This window comes from Pantoea sp. y20 (genome assembly GCF_054903455.1).
In genome coordinates this window covers 3,188,779-3,205,951 of record NZ_CM142816.1, presented here as the reverse complement: position 1 = coordinate 3,205,951, position 17,173 = coordinate 3,188,779, and the positions used below count along the sequence as shown (strand labels likewise).

Sequence of the window (17,173 nt, the reverse complement as noted above, 5' to 3'; positions counted from 1 at the left end):
GTGGTGAGCATGAGCATTAAACCTGCCGGGCAGCCTCCCGTTAACCCGATTGTATTGGGAAAAATGGGCGCGGCTTACGGAATTCGGGGTTGGCTCAAAGTGTTTTCCTCCACTGAAGACGCTGAAAGCATCTTCGACTACCAACCTTGGTTCATCCAGCGCGCCGGTAAATGGCAGCAGGTCGAACTCGAGGGCTGGAAGCACCACAATCAGGACCTGATCATCAAAGTCAAAGGCATTGACGATCGGGACGCTGCGGCACAGTTGACCAATTGCGAAATTACGGTCGACTCCACGCAGCTGCCAGCGCTGGAAGCAGGCGATTACTACTGGAAAGACCTTATGGGAATGAAAGTAGTGAACCTCGAAGGCTACGAGATGGGCAAAGTCATTGATTTGATGGAAACCGGATCGAACGACGTTCTCGTCGTTAAGGCAAACCTGAAGGATGCATTCGGTGCGCAAGAGCGGTTAATCCCGTTTCTTGATGAACAGGTTATCAAGAAAGTCGATCTCTCTACTGGCCTTATTGAAGTAGATTGGGATCCTGGTTTTTGATCTCCGGACAATCCGGTAACGTAACGGCGAACGCGATGTGGATTGGTGTTATTAGCCTGTTTCCAGAGATGTTTCGCGCTATTACCGAGTACGGGGTAACTGGCCGGGCAGTAAAAAATGGCCTGCTCGACATTCAAAGCTGGAGTCCTCGTGACTTCACGCATGACCGGCACCGTACCGTGGACGATCGTCCTTACGGCGGCGGACCGGGAATGTTGATGATGGTGCAACCCTTACGGGACGCCATCTCCGCAGCGAAAGCAGCGGCGGGAGAAGGTGCTAAGGTGATTTATCTTTCACCTCAGGGACGCAAACTGGACCAACAGGGCGTTTGCGAACTGGCGACCCATCAGAAGTTGATTCTGGTGTGTGGTCGCTATGAAGGGATAGATGAGCGCGTGATTCACACTGAGATTGATGAAGAATGGTCAATCGGTGATTACGTGCTCAGTGGCGGTGAGCTGCCAGCCATGACGTTGATAGACTCGGTCGCCCGGTTTATTCCCGGCGTACTGGGAAAACAGGCGTCAGCCGATGAGGATTCGTTCTCGGATGGTTTGCTGGATTGCCCGCACTATACCCGACCTGAAGTGTTAGAAGGGATGGAAGTTCCGCCAGTTTTACTGTCGGGCAACCATGCCGATATTCGCCGCTGGCGCCTGAAACAGTCGTTAGGCCGTACCTGGCTAAGAAGACCTGAACTTCTGGAAAACCTGGCTCTGACTGAAGAGCAAGCACGGTTGCTAAATGAGTTCCAGCGTGAACATCAGCAGCAACAAAACGATGAGGCGGGAGAGTAATCTTCCCTCACTATCAGTTTACCCAGGATAAGAGATTTAATTATGAGCAACATTATCAAGCAACTTGAACAAGAGCAGATGAAGCAGGACGTACCTTCATTCCGTCCGGGTGATTCCGTGGAAGTGAAAGTATGGGTCGTAGAAGGTTCTAAGAAGCGTCTGCAGGCATTCGAGGGCGTGGTTATCGCTATTCGTAACCGCGGTCTGCATTCTGCATTCACTGTTCGTAAGATTTCTAACGGCGAAGGTGTTGAGCGTGTCTTCCAGACTCACTCTCCAGTAATTGACAGCATTGCTGTTAAACGTCGTGGTGCTGTGCGTAAAGCCAAACTGTATTACCTGCGTGAGCGTACCGGTAAGTCAGCTCGTATCAAAGAGCGTCTTGGCGCGTAAGCGACTTCTCAAAGTTAATAGCAAACAAGGGGTTGGCCATTTGGCCAGCCCCTTTTTTTATGGGCGTATAAGGGCGCAGGATCATCCCTAAGATGGAAAGTGTATGTTTCCTGAAAATAATGAAAATCAAAATGTTATACCAAACTTTTAGTTGAGAGCATCATCAGAACATAATTGTATGTAACTTTTAGTTTACACTTTCGCTCTGCCGTCAATTCAATTATGTATTTGATTTTGATGGTTATTTTAATGTTACCTGTGTTTTTTATTTGATGTGGTAATAAATGTGTACATGGGTGGATTGCAACCTGTACAGGGTGTGATAAAGTAAGCGCCATCCTCAGTGAGGATCCCAAACCGCATAAACGAGTAAAAAGGATCGCAATCATGCAAAAAGACGCGCTGAACAATGTGCATATCGCCGACGAACAAATTTTGATTACCCCGCAAGAGCTGAAAGCCAAATTCCCGCTCACTGCGGCGCAGGAAGCGCAAATTGCGTCTTCTCGCCAAACCATTGCCGACATTATTGCGGGCCGCGATCCGCGTCTGTTGGTGGTTTGTGGTCCTTGTTCGATTCACGATACTGAAGCCGCACTTGCCTATGCCCGTCAGTTGCAATCTCTCTCTGCACAGTTGAAGGATCAGCTGTACATCGTTATGCGCGTTTATTTTGAAAAACCTCGAACCACCGTCGGCTGGAAGGGGTTAATCAACGATCCTTACATGAACAACTCGTTTGATATGGAAGCTGGCCTGCATATCGCGCGTCAGCTGCTGGTTAATCTCGTGGAGATGGGTTTACCGCTGGCGACCGAAGCGCTGGATCCGAATAGCCCGCAATATCTTGGCGATCTGTTTAGCTGGTCAGCGATTGGTGCGCGTACCACCGAATCACAAACCCACCGTGAAATGGCTTCAGGCCTTTCTATGCCGGTTGGTTTTAAAAATGGTACGGATGGCAGCCTTGGCACCGCGATTAACGCCATGCGCGCCGCCGCAATGCCGCACCGTTTTGTTGGCATCAATCAGGCCGGCCAGGTTTGCTTGCTGCAAACGCAGGGTAACCCAGATGGACATGTGATTCTGCGCGGCGGTAAAGCACCAAACTACGGTCCAGAAGATGTCGCTCAGTGTGAAAAAGAGATGCTGAAAGCGGGACTGCGTCCGGCCTTAATGATAGATTGCAGCCATGGTAATTCTAACAAAGACTATCGTCGCCAGCCTGGCGTAGCCGAATCGGCTATTGCGCAGATTAAAGATGGAAACCGTTCCATCATTGGCCTGATGTTGGAAAGCAACATTCATGAAGGCAATCAGTCTTCTGAACAGCCACGTAGCGAAATGAAATACGGTGTGTCCGTCACTGATGCCTGCATCAACTGGGAAACCACTGAAACATTGCTGCGTGAAATCCATCAGGATCTGCAGGGAGTGCTGTCGGCGCGTCTGTCACACGAGGTGTAATGAGTCATGGTGGCTGAACTGACCGCGCTACGCGATCAAATCGATGAAGTAGATAAAGCACTGCTTGGGTTACTGGCAAAACGACTGGAGCTGGTAGCCGAAGTAGGAGAAGTTAAAAGCCGCTACGGTTTGCCGATCTATGTTCCTGAGCGTGAGGCCAGCATGCTGGCTTCACGCCGCCAGGAAGCTGAAGCGCTCGGCGTGTCGCCGGACTTGATTGAAGATGTATTGCGTCGTTTGATGCGTGAATCCTATGCGCATGAAAATGACAAAGGCTTCAAAACGCTGTGTCCGACGTTGCGTCCGGTGGTGATTGTAGGTGGCCGCGGCCAGATGGGGCGTCTGTTTGAAAAGATGCTGACGCTTTCTGGCTATCAGGTCCGCATTCTGGATAAAGGCGATTGGGAACGCTCTGACGAGCTGCTGAAAGATGCGGGCATGGTGATCATCAGTGTGCCAATTCATCTGACCGAGCAAATCATCGGTGAGCTGCCGAAATTGCCAGAAGACTGCATTCTGGTCGATCTGGCTTCGGTGAAGAATCGCCCGCTGCAGGCGATGCTGGCCGCGCACACCGGACCGGTTCTGGGCTTGCATCCGATGTTTGGCCCGGACAGCGGCAGCCTGGCAAAGCAGGTTGTGGTTTGGTGTGATGGCCGTCAGCCGGAAGCTTATCAGTGGTTTCTTGAGCAGATTCAGGTTTGGGGCGCGCGGTTGCATCGTATCAGTGCCGTTGAGCACGACCAGAATATGGCGTTTATTCAGGCACTGCGTCACTTTGCGACTTTCGCTTACGGTCTGCATCTGGCGGAAGAGAACGTTAATCTGGATCAGCTGCTGGCGCTATCTTCACCGATATACCGCCTTGAACTGGCAATGGTTGGACGTCTGTTTGCGCAGGATCCACAGCTTTACGCGGACATCATCATGTCCTCGGAGAGCAATCTGGCGCTGATTAAACGTTATTACCAGCGATTTGGCGATGCGATCAAACTGCTCGAGCAGGGCGATAAGCAAGCCTTTATCGATAGCTTTGAGCGCGTCGAACACTGGTTTGGTGATTACGCGAAACGCTTCCTGGTCGAAAGCAGAAGCATGCTGCGATCGGCGAACGATAGCCGGCAGTAAAAACAAAAGGCATCCTCACGGATGCCTTTTTGCTTAGAGACGCGGCTCAACCGGCACCACATTCTCGCCTGGATAGCAGCCAAGAACTTTTAATGAACGGGTTAAGCCGCTCAACTCGGTTAACGCCAGCTGCATATTTTCTGACTGCAGATTGCCCTGCACATCAATATAAAACATCTCTTCCCACGGATTGCCGTTGATGGGACGGTTTTCCAGTTTGCTCATGATGAGGCCGTGGTTACGTAATACCATCAGCGCTTCCACCAATGCGCCTGCTTGTTGACCCGTTGCCATGATCAATGTTGTTTTCGCTGGAACCTGACCCGAAACTTCAATCGCTTTACGTGCCAGCACGATGAAGCGCGTGTGGTTCTGCTGTTGATTGGCCAGATTGCGCTCCAGCACCTGCAATCCATACAGCTCACCGCCCGCTTCGCTACCCAATGCGGCAACCTTTGGTGAATTCATCGCTGCCACTTTCTCCATCGCTGCAGCGGTGCTTTCGGTGTATTCGATTTTCCACTGCGGGAAACGATTAATGAACTGGCTGCACTGCTGGAATGGCTGTGGATGGCTATATACCGTTTCGATCTGCTGCAAATCGGTGCTGCCGTTGACCAGCACACAGTGCTCAATTGGAATGGTCAGTTCACCCACAATCGATAGCGTGGTTTGCTGAAGCAGATCGTAAACGTCGTTGATCGAACCAGAGCTGGTATTTTCAATCGGCATCACCGCGTAGTCCGCTTGTCCACTTTCCACCTGATGGATGATGTCATGGAATTTCAGGCAGCCGATCTCAACCATTGAATCAAAATGTCGGGTGGCGTATTTGCGCGCCGCAAGATGTGAGTAGGAACCTTTCGGACCGAGGAATGCAATGCGCGGTGCGTGAGCATGTGGATGGTTGAGATTCTTTTGCAACAAGGCTTGCTGAGTAAGAACCGAATCTTCAATCACCAACTGAAACAGGCGAGTGATGTAATGCGCATCAAGCTGATGCTTTTTACCCAGTGAAATTAAGTTTTCCAGCAGAGCGCGTTCACGCTCAACATCGCGGATAGGGCGATGCGTTGCCAGTTTGGCCTGCGCAACTTCAACGGCCAATGTGCGACGCTCCGACAAAAGCGCTAAGAGTTTTTCATCAACGGCGCTGATTTTATCGCGTAATGCCAGCAGCGGATTTTCGGGATTCATAGGGCTCACCTGTAAAATGTCCAATAAAAAAGCCTCCCATTTGGGAGGCTTTGTTGTTCGTCTTCGCATTCATTTTCACATGACGAATCGCCTCCCAATCAGGGGAAGGTAAAAAAGAATGCGAAGAAGAACGGCAGATGTTTCATGGTTGTTTCCATAAATGAAGTGGCTTGAGAGTAACCGCAGTGATTTAAAGCTGTCAATAAAAAACGCGCCCGGAGGCGCGTTACTAAAGATGTTTGCTTATTCCGTAGGAAGAAAATCTTTCACACTACTGTTGGCGCGACGGGCTTCGGGTTTGTGTTGCGCTTTATTGAGTTGTCGCTCCAGCTTGGCAATCAAGTCATTGATGGCCGTATACATATCATCATGTTTCGCGCTGGCAACCAGCGTTCCGTTAGGCGTATTAATGGTGGCATCAGCCACAAACTCCTTCGGCTCTTTCGATAACACAATGTGAGGGTTTATCAGATGTGTTTGCCATTTTTCCAGCTTGGCGAGACGCTCTTCAACGTGGTTACGGATGGCCTCTGTGATTTCCATTTGTTTGCTGGTAATGTTCAGAATCATAGTTAAACCTCTCTGTCATTTCCGTGTGGGTAGGTCCAGCATACCGCGGAAATTAAGAAAATGTGTGATCTAAATCACATTGAAATGTCACTTTTTGTCAATGCCGCTTAATTGTGAGAAAGGCCGGGAAAGTGGCGGGAAATACTTGAAGACGACTGGGGAAGGGCGCATGATTGACTGGATAACTGCAGCGATAAATCTGTAAAACTGCTGAATTATCCACAAAGTGACATAAAAAAAGCAGCCTCATGGGCTGCTTTTTTGTGGGTGTAATAATCAGGACTGATTATTTGCCGCAATGATTTTTGCCACTTTGTCGGCTTCAGCCGTCAACTGCAGCTGGCGGTAAGCATTCTCCATCAACGGCAACGCTTCATGGGTCGCCTCAGTATCCGGATAATCCTTCATCATTGTTTCCACGCGGTTAACAACAGCGACATAGGCACCGCGCTTGGTATAGAATTGCGCCACCGAGAGTTCATACTTCGCCAGGCGCTCTTTCAGGAATGCCAAACGTTTCTGCGCATCCGCAGCATATTGGCTGTTTGGATAACCGCGCAGTAATTGCGAGAAGTCACGGAAAGCATCACGAGCGTGCGTCGGATCACGATCAGAACGATCGATACCGAAGAAGCCCTGCAGTGCAGAATCGTCCAGCGCCATATCCGTCAGGCCTTTCATATAGATGACATAGTCGATATTCGGATGGGTTGGATTCAGACGCATAAAGCGAGAAATAGCGGCTTGCGCCAGTGGCAGATCGGCATTTTTGTAATACGCGTAAATCAAATCCAGCTGTACTTGCTGCGAGTAAGGACCAAACGGATAGCGGTTATCCAGTGCTTCCAGTTGCTTAATCGCCGCTTTAAAGTTACCGTCCTGCAGCTTTTGCTGGGCCGTGGCGTAAATTTCAGACGGCGGGCTGTCCGGGACTGGATCTGATGAGCCAGAACAACCCACAAGCGCCAGGCTCAGGCTCAGTGTGGCAGCAGCCACCAGATGTTTCATACGCGTCATGACGAAATGATTATCCTCAAAGTGTTGTAGCAGAAGCTGTCCGTATAGCTCCCAGTTATGACCAGGTACGATAGCACATTATATTAAACGGCATCGCCGTGAAAACCCAACGTTAACGAAGAAGCTGTATATGGCACAACAAGTTCAACTCACCGCAACGGTGTCCGAAGCACAGCTTGGACAACGCTTAGATCAGACTTTGGCAGAATTGTTCCCTGATTATTCACGTTCTCGCATAAAAGAATGGATTCTTGAGCGCCGTGTCAGCGTCAACGGCACTATCATCGATAAACCAAAAGAAAAAGTTTTTGGCGGTGAGCATGTCTCGATTGATGCTGAGATCGAAGAAGAGCAACGCTGGGAAGCGCAAAATATCCCACTGAATATCGTCTATGAAGATGACGACATTCTGGTCATCAACAAACCTCGCGGTTTGGTGGTACATCCCGGCGCCGGTAATCCTGATGGCACAGTGCTTAACGCACTGCTTTATCACTATCCACCGATCGTTGATGTGCCTCGTGCAGGTATTGTTCATCGTCTGGATAAAGATACCACCGGTTTGATGGTGGTCGCGAAAACCGTTCCTGCGCAAACGCACCTGGTTGAAACGCTGCAGCTGCGCGAAATCACGCGTGAGTATGAAGCGGTGGCTATTGGCACCATGACTGCGGGCGGTACGGTGGATCAGCCCATGGCGCGCCACTCAACCAAACGTACGCACATGGCGGTGCACCCGATGGGTAAACCGGCAACCACGCACTATCGTATCATGGAGCACTTTCGTGCCCATACGCGTTTGCGTTTGCGTCTCGAAACCGGTCGTACCCATCAGATTCGTGTGCATATGGCGCATATCAACCATCCGCTGGTGGGCGATCCGCTGTACGGTGGCCGTCCACGTCCGCCAAAAGGGGCATCTGAAGCTTTCATCACTACGCTACGGGGTTTTGATCGCCAGGCGCTGCATGCCACGATGTTACGTCTCTATCACCCAATCACCGGTATTGAGATGGAATGGCACGCGCCGTTGCCGCAGGATATGGTCGATTTAATTGATGCGCTGAAAGCCGATACCCTTGAATTCCGCGATCAGATGGATTGGCTATGAGTGAATGGATCATCCCGGATTGGCCTGCGCCGCAGCATGTTCGGGCATGTTCCACCACGCGTTACGGCGGCGTCAGCGCTGCTCCATGGGATTCGTTGAATCTTGGTGGGCATGTTGGCGACACTGAGGCGCATGTTGCTCAGAATCGTCAACGCCTGGTTGAACAACTGACGTTACCTGCAATGCCGCAATGGCTGGATCAGATCCATGGTCAAGTGGTTGCGCGTTTACCCGCCAGCGATCCGCTGCCGCGCGCTGATGCCGCAATCACGCGTGAAAGCGGGGTGGTTTGCGCAGTGATGACGGCGGATTGTTTGCCGGTGCTGTTCTGCAGCAAGGATGGCAGTGAAGTCGCGGCAGCACATGCCGGTTGGCGTGGACTCTGTAATGGCGTGCTGGAACAGACGTTGTCGCAGTTTCACTGCGCGCCAAATGACATTCATGCATGGCTTGGTCCGGCAATTGGGCCGCTGGCATTTGAAGTTGGCTCGGAAGTCAGAACGGCATTTATGGCGCATGATTCACAAGCGGAAGAGGCTTTCCGCCCGGCGGGTAACCAATACTTCGCCGATATTTGGCTGCTGGCGCGTCAGCGTCTGCAGGCCGCCGGCGTGCATTCCATCAGCGGTTCAACGCGATGTACCTTCCATGAGCGCGATGATTTTTTCTCCTACCGACGCGACGGAATCACCGGGCGTATGGCAACTTTGATTTGGCTGAGATAACCTTACGCCACAAGACGGTCCAGTTAGCGTATTTTTTGCTCACAACTCAGGTCATTAACCTTGAAAAATTTGAGGGATGACCTCATTTAATCTCCAGTAGCATTTTGACCTGTAATGGGAGGAATTATGCGTCTGGATCGTCTTACTAATAAATTTCAACTGGCACTTGCCGATGCACAGTCCCTTGCTCTGGGACATGACAATCAATTCATTGAACCCCTTCATTTGATGAGCGCATTGCTCAACCAGGAAGGCGGATCGGTGCGTCCGTTGCTCAGCGCAGCGGGTGCCGACGTGGCTGGCCTGCGTACCAGCATTGAACAAGCGATTAATCGACTACCTCAGGTTGAAGGCACGGACGGCGATGTGCAGCCATCCGCCGATCTGATTCGGGTACTCAATCTGTGCGACAAGCTGGCGCAAAAGCGCGGCGACAACTTTATATCATCTGAATTATTTGTATTGGCGGCCCTCGATTCACGTGGTTCGCTGGCTGATCTTTTGAAATCAGCTGGCGCGACTCCGGAAAAACTCTCTGCGGCCATCGAGCAAATACGGGGAGGAGACAGCGTGAACGATCAAGGGGCTGAAGATCAGCGTCAGGCATTAAAAAAATACACCATCGACCTTACAGAGCGTGCCGAACTCGGCAAGCTGGATCCGGTTATTGGTCGTGATGAAGAAATCCGCCGCACCATTCAGGTGTTGCAGCGTCGTACCAAAAATAACCCGGTGCTGATTGGTGAACCCGGCGTCGGTAAAACGGCTATCGCCGAAGGTTTAGCGCAGCGCATCATCAATGGCGAAGTACCGGAAGGGCTGAAAGGCCGTCGCGTGCTGGCTCTGGATATGGGTTCGCTGGTGGCGGGCGCCAAATATCGCGGTGAATTTGAAGAGCGCCTCAAAGGCGTGCTTAGCGATTTGGCGAAGCAGGAAGGCAACGTCATTCTGTTTATCGACGAACTGCATACCATGGTGGGCGCAGGTAAAGCCGATGGCGCCATGGATGCCGGCAACATGCTGAAACCCGCATTAGCGCGCGGTGAGTTGCACTGTGTCGGCGCAACTACGTTGAATGAGTATCGTCAGTTCATTGAGAAAGATGCGGCGCTGGAACGTCGTTTCCAGAAAGTCTTTGTTGCTGAGCCGAGTGTCGAAGATACCATTGCCATTCTGCGCGGACTGAAAGAACGCTATGAGCTGCACCATCACGTGCAGATCACCGATCCGGCGATTGTGGCTGCGGCGACGTTGTCGCATCGTTACATCTCCGATCGTCAGCTGCCGGATAAGGCCATCGACCTGATAGACGAAGCGGCCTCAAGCATTCGCTTACAGATGGATTCGAAGCCTGAGCCCCTTGATCGCCTTGAGCGACGCATCATCCAGTTGAAACTTGAGCAGCAGGCGCTGAAGAAAGAGTCTGATGACGCCAGCGTGAAGCGTCTGGAAATGCTGGAAAGTGAACTTGACCAGAAAGAGCGTGAATATGCTGAGCTGGAAGAGGAGTGGAAAGCGGAAAAAGCCTCATTAACCGGCACGCAAAACATTAAAGCCGAGCTGGAACAAGCGCGCCTGACGATGGAGCAAGCGCGTCGCGTTGGCGACTTGGGTCAAATGTCTGAGCTGCAGTACGGTAAAATTCCGGAGCTGGAGAAACAGTTAGCCATCGCTACGCAGTCTGAAGGTAAAACCATGAAGCTGTTACGTAATCGCGTAACGGATGTGGAGATTGCCGATGTACTGGCGCGTTGGACCGGAATTCCTGTCGCACGCATGATGGAAGGCGAGCGCGACAAGTTGCTGCGTATGGAGCAGGATTTGCATTCACGCGTCATCGGCCAGAACGAAGCGGTAGAAGCGGTTTCGAATGCGATTCGTCGTAGTCGTGCCGGCTTGTCCGATCCGAATCGTCCAATTGGTTCCTTCCTGTTCCTCGGACCAACGGGAGTAGGGAAAACCGAATTGTGTAAAGCGCTGGCTAGCTTCCTGTTCGATAGCGATGACGCGATGGTGCGTATTGATATGTCCGAGTTTATGGAAAAACACTCGGTGTCGCGGCTGGTGGGTGCACCTCCGGGATATGTCGGCTATGAAGAGGGCGGTTATCTGACCGAAGCGGTACGTCGTCGGCCTTATTCGGTGATTCTGCTGGATGAAGTGGAGAAGGCGCATCCTGATGTGTTCAACATTCTGTTGCAGGTGCTGGATGATGGTCGCTTAACCGATGGACAGGGCCGTACGGTCGATTTCCGCAATACCGTGGTGATCATGACCTCGAACCTTGGTTCTGATCTCATTCAGGAACGTTTCGGTTCTCTGGATTATGCGGAGATGAAAGAGGTGGTGATGACGGTTGTGGGGCAGCATTTCCGCCCAGAGTTTATCAACCGCATCGATGACATGGTGGTGTTCCACCCATTGGGCGAAAAACACATTGCTTCAATTGCGCAGATTCAGCTGCAACGTTTGTATAAACGTCTTGAGGAGCGTGGCTATCAGCTGCATATCTCCGATGAGGCGCTCAAACTGCTCGGCGAGAATGGTTACGACCCGGTTTATGGTGCGCGTCCATTGAAACGTGCTATTCAGCAGCAGATTGAAAACCCGCTGGCTCAGCAAATTCTTTCTGGTGCCCTGGTTCCGGGAAGAACCATCGAAATGGATGTAAAAGACGATGTGATCGTTGCTCATCAGTAATCCCTTCCGATTTAAACGGGCCCGCGGGCCCGTTTTTTTTGCCTTTATGCAAGAATTAGCTGCTTTTTGCAACGTATAGCCTGGAAAGTGAGCGGTCGCGCAAAAACTTCAAATTAGCACTTGTCAGCTGAAATGAACTCCCTATAATGCGCCACCACTGAGACGGCAAAGCGGCAACGCAGACGACTCGGCAGGGAGTGACGAAATTCATCCCGCCGGATGAAAACGCTGAAAAAAGTGTTTGACTCCGAAGGAGAGTAGCGTAGTATACGCCACCTCGCGACAGACGGTTCAGCCGCTGTTCGCAACGCTCTTTAACAATTTATCAGACAATCTGTGTGGGCACTCGCAGGATTGATATCCGCGTCTCCGGACGCAAAAAAATATCAAAGCCTCACGAGTGAACACATAATGAAATTCATTATGACGTTTTACAGATGAGCACCGCTGAACTGGTTTCAGCAAATCAAACTTAAATTGAAGAGTTTGATCATGGCTCAGATTGAACGCTGGCGGCAGGCCTAACACATGCAAGTCGAACGGTAGCACAGAGAGCTTGCTCTCGGGTGACGAGTGGCGGACGGGTGAGTAACGTCTGGGAAACTGCCCGATGGAGGGGGATAACTACTGGAAACGGTAGCTAATACCGCATAACGTCGCAAGACCAAAGTGGGGGACCTTCGGGCCTCACACCATCGGATGTGCCCAGATGGGATTAGCTAGTAGGTGGGGTAATGGCTCACCTAGGCGACGATCCCTAGCTGGTCTGAGAGGATGACCAGCCACACTGGAACTGAGACACGGTCCAGACTCCTACGGGAGGCAGCAGTGGGGAATATTGCACAATGGGCGCAAGCCTGATGCAGCCATGCCGCGTGTATGAAGAAGGCCTTCGGGTTGTAAAGTACTTTCAGCGGGGAGGAAGGCGGTGAAGTTAATAACTTCACCGATTGACGTTACCCGCAGAAGAAGCACCGGCTAACTCCGTGCCAGCAGCCGCGGTAATACGGAGGGTGCAAGCGTTAATCGGAATTACTGGGCGTAAAGCGCACGCAGGCGGTCTGTCAAGTCGGATGTGAAATCCCCGGGCTTAACCTGGGAACTGCATTCGAAACTGGCAGGCTGGAGTCTTGTAGAGGGGGGTAGAATTCCAGGTGTAGCGGTGAAATGCGTAGAGATCTGGAGGAATACCGGTGGCGAAGGCGGCCCCCTGGACAAAGACTGACGCTCAGGTGCGAAAGCGTGGGGAGCAAACAGGATTAGATACCCTGGTAGTCCACGCCGTAAACGATGTCGACTTGGAGGTTGTTCCCTTGAGGAGTGGCTTCCGGAGCTAACGCGTTAAGTCGACCGCCTGGGGAGTACGGCCGCAAGGTTAAAACTCAAATGAATTGACGGGGGCCCGCACAAGCGGTGGAGCATGTGGTTTAATTCGATGCAACGCGAAGAACCTTACCTACTCTTGACATCCAGAGAACTTAGCAGAGATGCTTTGGTGCCTTCGGGAACTCTGAGACAGGTGCTGCATGGCTGTCGTCAGCTCGTGTTGTGAAATGTTGGGTTAAGTCCCGCAACGAGCGCAACCCTTATCCTTTGTTGCCAGCGGTTCGGCCGGGAACTCAAAGGAGACTGCCAGTGATAAACTGGAGGAAGGTGGGGATGACGTCAAGTCATCATGGCCCTTACGAGTAGGGCTACACACGTGCTACAATGGCGCATACAAAGAGAAGCGACCTCGCGAGAGCAAGCGGACCTCATAAAGTGCGTCGTAGTCCGGATCGGAGTCTGCAACTCGACTCCGTGAAGTCGGAATCGCTAGTAATCGTAGATCAGAATGCTACGGTGAATACGTTCCCGGGCCTTGTACACACCGCCCGTCACACCATGGGAGTGGGTTGCAAAAGAAGTAGGTAGCTTAACCTTCGGGAGGGCGCTTACCACTTTGTGATTCATGACTGGGGTGAAGTCGTAACAAGGTAACCGTAGGGGAACCTGCGGTTGGATCACCTCCTTACCTGAAGATACCTTCCCGCGAAGTGCTCACACAGATTGTCTGATAGAAAGTAACGAGCAGAAAAAACCTCTACAGGCTTGTAGCTCAGGTGGTTAGAGCGCACCCCTGATAAGGGTGAGGTCGGTGGTTCAAGTCCACTCAGGCCTACCAAATTTCTTCTCATGCTGCGTTAAAGCGCCGCTCGTATAGTGAACTATACGTCGCGCCACTTTGCCTTGCCTGAAAAGAAATTACCGTTTGTCAAAAACGGAACTCCTGGTGAGTGGTAGTAGTGGTCTCTGCAGTAACTGTATGGGGCTATAGCTCAGCTGGGAGAGCGCCTGCCTTGCACGCAGGAGGTCAGCGGTTCGATCCCGCTTAGCTCCACCATTACAGTGACTCAAAACAATACTTCAGAGCAAACCGGAAACGGTGTGCTGCGAAGTATTATGCTCTTTAACAATCCGGAACAAGCTGAAAATTGAAGCGACGTATCGTCTTCATTCTCCGTAATAAGAATGAAGCGGCGATATGTTCGAGTCTCTCAAATGCTTGCAGTCTGCGCGCGTTGCAAAACGCCTGTGGGTTGTGAGGTTAAGCGACTAAGCGTACACGGTGGATGCCCTGGCAGTCAGAGGCGATGAAGGACGTGCTAATCTGCGTAAAGCGTCGGTAAGGTGATATGAACCGCTACAGCCGACGATGTCCGAATGGGGAAACCCGGTGCACCCAGTGCATCATCGCAACATGAATACATAGTGTTGCGAGGCGAACCCGGGGAACTGAAACATCTAAGTACCCGGAGGAAAAGAAATCAACCGAGATTCCCCCAGTAGCGGCGAGCGAACGGGGAACAGCCCAGAACCTGAATCAGTTTGTGCGTTAGTGGAAGCGTCTGGAAAGTCGCACGATACCGGGTGATAGTCCCGTACACGAAAGTGCACATTCTGTGAGTTCGAAGAGTAGGGCGGGACACGTGGTATCCTGTCTGAATATGGGGGGACCATCCTCCAAGGCTAAATACTCCTGACTGACCGATAGTGAACCAGTACCGTGAGGGAAAGGCGAAAAGAACCCCGGCGAGGGGAGTGAAACAGAACCTGAAACCGTGTACGTACAAGCAGTGGGAGCCTCTTTATGGGGTGACTGCGTACCTTTTGTATAATGGGTCAGCGACTTATATTCTGTAGCAAGGTTAACCGTATAGGGGAGCCGCAGGGAAACCGAGTCTTAACTGGGCGTTAAGTTGCAGGGTATAGACCCGAAACCCGGTGATCTAGCCATGGGCAGGTTGAAGGTTGGGTAACACTAACTGGAGGACCGAACCGACTAATGTTGAAAAATTAGCGGATGACTTGTGGCTGGGGGTGAAAGGCCAATCAAACCGGGAGATAGCTGGTTCTCCCCGAAAGCTATTTAGGTAGCGCCTCGTGAACTCATCTCCGGGGGTAGAGCACTGTTTCGGCTAGGGGGCCATCCCGGCTTACCAACCCGATGCAAACTGCGAATACCGGAGAATGTTATCACGGGAGACACACGGCGGGTGCTAACGTCCGTCGTGAAGAGGGAAACAACCCAGACCGCCAGCTAAGGTCCCAAAGTCATGGTTAAGTGGGAAACGATGTGGGAAGGCACAGACAGCCAGGATGTTGGCTTAGAAGCAGCCATCATTTAAAGAAAGCGTAATAGCTCACTGGTCGAGTCGGCCTGCGCGGAAGATGTAACGGGGCTAAACCATGCACCGAAGCTGCGGCAGCGACGCGTATGCGTTGTTGGGTAGGGGAGCGTTCTGTAAGCCGTTGAAGGTGGCCTGTGAGGGCTGCTGGAGGTATCAGAAGTGCGAATGCTGACATAAGTAACGATAAAGCGGGTGAAAAGCCCGCTCGCCGGAAGACCAAGGGTTCCTGTTCAACGTTAATCGGAGCAGGGTGAGTCGACCCCTAAGGCGAGGCTGAAAAGCGTAGTCGATGGGAAGCAGGTTAATATTCCTGCACTTGGTGTTACTGCGAAGGGGGGACGGAGAAGGCTAGGTTATCCGGGCGACGGTTGTCCCGGTTTAAGCGTGTAGGCTGATACCTTTGGTAAATCCGGGGTATCTTAAGGCTGAGGCGTGACGACGAGCCACCACGGTGGTGAAGTAACTGATGCCCTGCTTCCAGGAAAAGCCTCTAAGCTCCAGGTAACACGAAATCGTACCCCAAACCGACACAGGTGGTCAGGTAGAGAATACCAAGGCGCTTGAGAGAACTCGGGTGAAGGAACTAGGCAAAATGGTGCCGTAACTTCGGGAGAAGGCACGCTGTCATCAGGTGAAGTCCCTCGCGGATGGAGCTGAAGGCAGTCGAAGATACCAGCTGGCTGCAACTGTTTATTAAAAACACAGCACTGTGCAAACACGAAAGTGGACGTATACGGTGTGACGCCTGCCCGGTGCCGGAAGGTTAATTGATGGGGTTATCCGCAAGGAGAAGCTCTTGATCGAAGCCCCGGTAAACGGCGGCCGTAACTATAACGGTCCTAAGGTAGCGAAATTCCTTGTCGGGTAAGTTCCGACCTGCACGAATGGCGTAATGATGGCCAGGCTGTCTCCACCCGAGACTCAGTGAAATTGAAATCGCTGTGAAGATGCAGTGTACCCGCGGCAAGACGGAAAGACCCCGTGAACCTTTACTATAGCTTGACACTGAACATTGAGCCTTGATGTGTAGGATAGGTGGGAGGCTTTGAAGCGTGGACGCCAGTCTGCGTGGAGCCAACCTTGAAATACCACCCTTTAATGTTTGATGTTCTAACGTAGGCCCGTAATCCGGGCTGCGGACAGTGTCTGGTGGGTAGTTTGACTGGGGCGGTCTCCTCCCAAAGAGTAACGGAGGAGCACGAAGGTTGGCTAATCCTGGTCGGACATCAGGAGGTTAGTGCAATGGCATAAGCCAGCTTGACTGCGAGAGTGACGGCTCGAGCAGGTGCGAAAGCAGGTCATAGTGATCCGGTGGTTCTGAATGGAAGGGCCATCGCTCAACGGATAAAAGGTACTCCGGGGATAACAGGCTGATACCGCCCAAGAGTTCATATCGACGGCGGTGTTTGGCACCTCGATGTCGGCTCATCACATCCTGGGGCTGAAGTAGGTCCCAAGGGTACGGCTGTTCGCCGTTTAAAGTGGTACGCGAGCTGGGTTTAGAACGTCGTGAGACAGTTCGGTCCCTATCTGCCGTGGGCGCTGGAGAATTGAGGGGGGTTGCTCCTAGTACGAGAGGACCGGAGTGAACGCACCACTGGTGTTCGGGTTGTCATGCCAATGGCACTGCCCGGTAGCTAAGTGCGGAAAAGATAAGTGCTGAAAGCATCTAAGCACGAAACTTGCCCCGAGATGAGTTCTCCCTGACTCCTTGAGAGTCCTGAAGGGACGTTGAAGACTACGACGTTGATAGGCCGGATGTGTAAGCGCAGCGATGCGTTGAGCTAACCGGTACTAATGACCCGTGAGGCTTAACCTTACAACGCCAGAGGCGTT

General features: G+C 51.9%; 12 protein-coding genes, 2 tRNA genes, 2 rRNA genes and 1 other annotated feature. Of the genes, 12 read left to right on the top strand and 4 right to left on the bottom strand.

Annotated features, from left to right (window positions below; genetic code table 11):
- Nucleotides 1-9: 9 nt before the first annotated feature.
- From rimM to tyrA, 5 genes are all read left to right on the top strand, one after another.
- Complete coding sequence (gene rimM / locus ACYAC5_RS14960; protein WP_008108998.1) at nt 10-558, top strand: ribosome maturation factor RimM; 549 nt, start codon at nt 10-12, stop codon at nt 556-558.
- 35 nt (nt 559-593) lie between these two features.
- Nucleotides 594-1,358: a tRNA (guanosine(37)-N1)-methyltransferase TrmD gene (gene trmD, locus ACYAC5_RS14955; RefSeq protein WP_192236546.1), complete on the top strand. Its 765-nt coding sequence runs from the start codon at nt 594-596 to the stop codon at nt 1,356-1,358.
- 42 nt (nt 1,359-1,400) lie between these two features.
- Nucleotides 1,401-1,751 (top strand): 50S ribosomal protein L19, encoded by a 351-nt coding sequence (rplS, locus tag ACYAC5_RS14950; protein WP_007893316.1) that lies wholly within the window; start codon nt 1,401-1,403, stop codon nt 1,749-1,751.
- Between the two features lie 387 nt (nt 1,752-2,138).
- Complete coding sequence (locus ACYAC5_RS14945) at nt 2,139-3,218, top strand: 3-deoxy-7-phosphoheptulonate synthase (protein WP_101762625.1); 1,080 nt, start codon at nt 2,139-2,141, stop codon at nt 3,216-3,218.
- A 6-nt stretch (nt 3,219-3,224) separates the two neighbouring features.
- Nucleotides 3,225-4,346 carry a bifunctional chorismate mutase/prephenate dehydrogenase gene (tyrA, locus tag ACYAC5_RS14940; protein WP_061719956.1) on the top strand — a complete coding sequence of 374 codons (1,122 nt, stop codon included), beginning with the start codon at nt 3,225-3,227 and terminating at the stop codon, nt 4,344-4,346.
- Between the two features lie 33 nt (nt 4,347-4,379).
- Here tyrA and pheA read toward each other — a convergent pair whose 3' ends face one another.
- The 4 genes from pheA to bamD all read right to left on the bottom strand — a co-directional run bounded on the left by pheA (nt 4,380) and on the right by bamD (nt 7,130).
- Nucleotides 4,380-5,543 carry a bifunctional chorismate mutase/prephenate dehydratase gene (gene pheA, locus ACYAC5_RS14935; RefSeq protein WP_154155473.1) on the bottom strand — a complete coding sequence of 388 codons (1,164 nt, stop codon included), beginning with the start codon at nt 5,541-5,543 and terminating at the stop codon, nt 4,380-4,382.
- Between the two features lie 22 nt (nt 5,544-5,565).
- Nucleotides 5,566-5,690, bottom strand: a sequence feature (Phe leader region).
- Nucleotides 5,642-5,689 carry a pheA operon leader peptide PheL gene (gene pheL, locus ACYAC5_RS14930; RefSeq protein ID WP_100703679.1) on the bottom strand — a complete coding sequence of 16 codons (48 nt, stop codon included), beginning with the start codon at nt 5,687-5,689 and terminating at the stop codon, nt 5,642-5,644. It overlaps the preceding feature by 48 nt.
- A 96-nt stretch (nt 5,691-5,786) precedes the next feature.
- Nucleotides 5,787-6,113, bottom strand: coding sequence for a ribosome-associated translation inhibitor RaiA (raiA, locus tag ACYAC5_RS14925; protein ID WP_008109009.1), 327 nt, complete (start codon nt 6,111-6,113; stop codon nt 5,787-5,789).
- A 276-nt stretch (nt 6,114-6,389) separates the two neighbouring features.
- Entirely contained in the window at nt 6,390-7,130 is a 741-nt protein-coding gene (gene bamD, locus ACYAC5_RS14920; RefSeq protein WP_008109011.1) for an outer membrane protein assembly factor BamD, read from the bottom strand.
- Nucleotides 7,131-7,260: 130 nt separating this feature from the next.
- Here bamD and rluD point away from each other — a divergent pair, with 130 nt between their 5' ends.
- From rluD to ACYAC5_RS14885, 7 genes are all read left to right on the top strand, one after another.
- On the top strand, nt 7,261-8,241 hold the full coding sequence (gene rluD, locus ACYAC5_RS14915; RefSeq protein ID WP_110868333.1) for a 23S rRNA pseudouridine(1911/1915/1917) synthase RluD: 981 nt from the start codon (nt 7,261-7,263) through the stop codon (nt 8,239-8,241).
- Entirely contained in the window at nt 8,238-8,966 is a 729-nt protein-coding gene (gene yfiH, locus ACYAC5_RS14910) for a purine nucleoside phosphorylase YfiH (RefSeq protein WP_280172003.1), read from the top strand. The genes rluD and yfiH overlap by 4 nt, the downstream gene beginning before the upstream one ends.
- Before the next feature lie 126 nt (nt 8,967-9,092).
- Entirely contained in the window at nt 9,093-11,666 is a 2,574-nt protein-coding gene (gene clpB / locus ACYAC5_RS14905) for an ATP-dependent chaperone ClpB (protein ID WP_280172002.1), read from the top strand.
- Between the two features lie 474 nt (nt 11,667-12,140).
- A 16S ribosomal RNA gene (locus ACYAC5_RS14900) occupies nt 12,141-13,680 on the top strand.
- Between the two features lie 73 nt (nt 13,681-13,753).
- A tRNA-Ile gene (locus tag ACYAC5_RS14895) sits at nt 13,754-13,830 on the top strand.
- Nucleotides 13,831-13,973: 143 nt separating this feature from the next.
- Nucleotides 13,974-14,049 (top strand) — tRNA-Ala (locus ACYAC5_RS14890).
- A 202-nt stretch (nt 14,050-14,251) separates the two neighbouring features.
- Nucleotides 14,252-17,156 (top strand): 23S ribosomal RNA (locus tag ACYAC5_RS14885).
- Together the 16S and 23S rRNA genes with 2 tRNA genes alongside form the textbook arrangement of a ribosomal RNA operon.
- Nucleotides 17,157-17,173 lie beyond the last annotated feature (17 nt).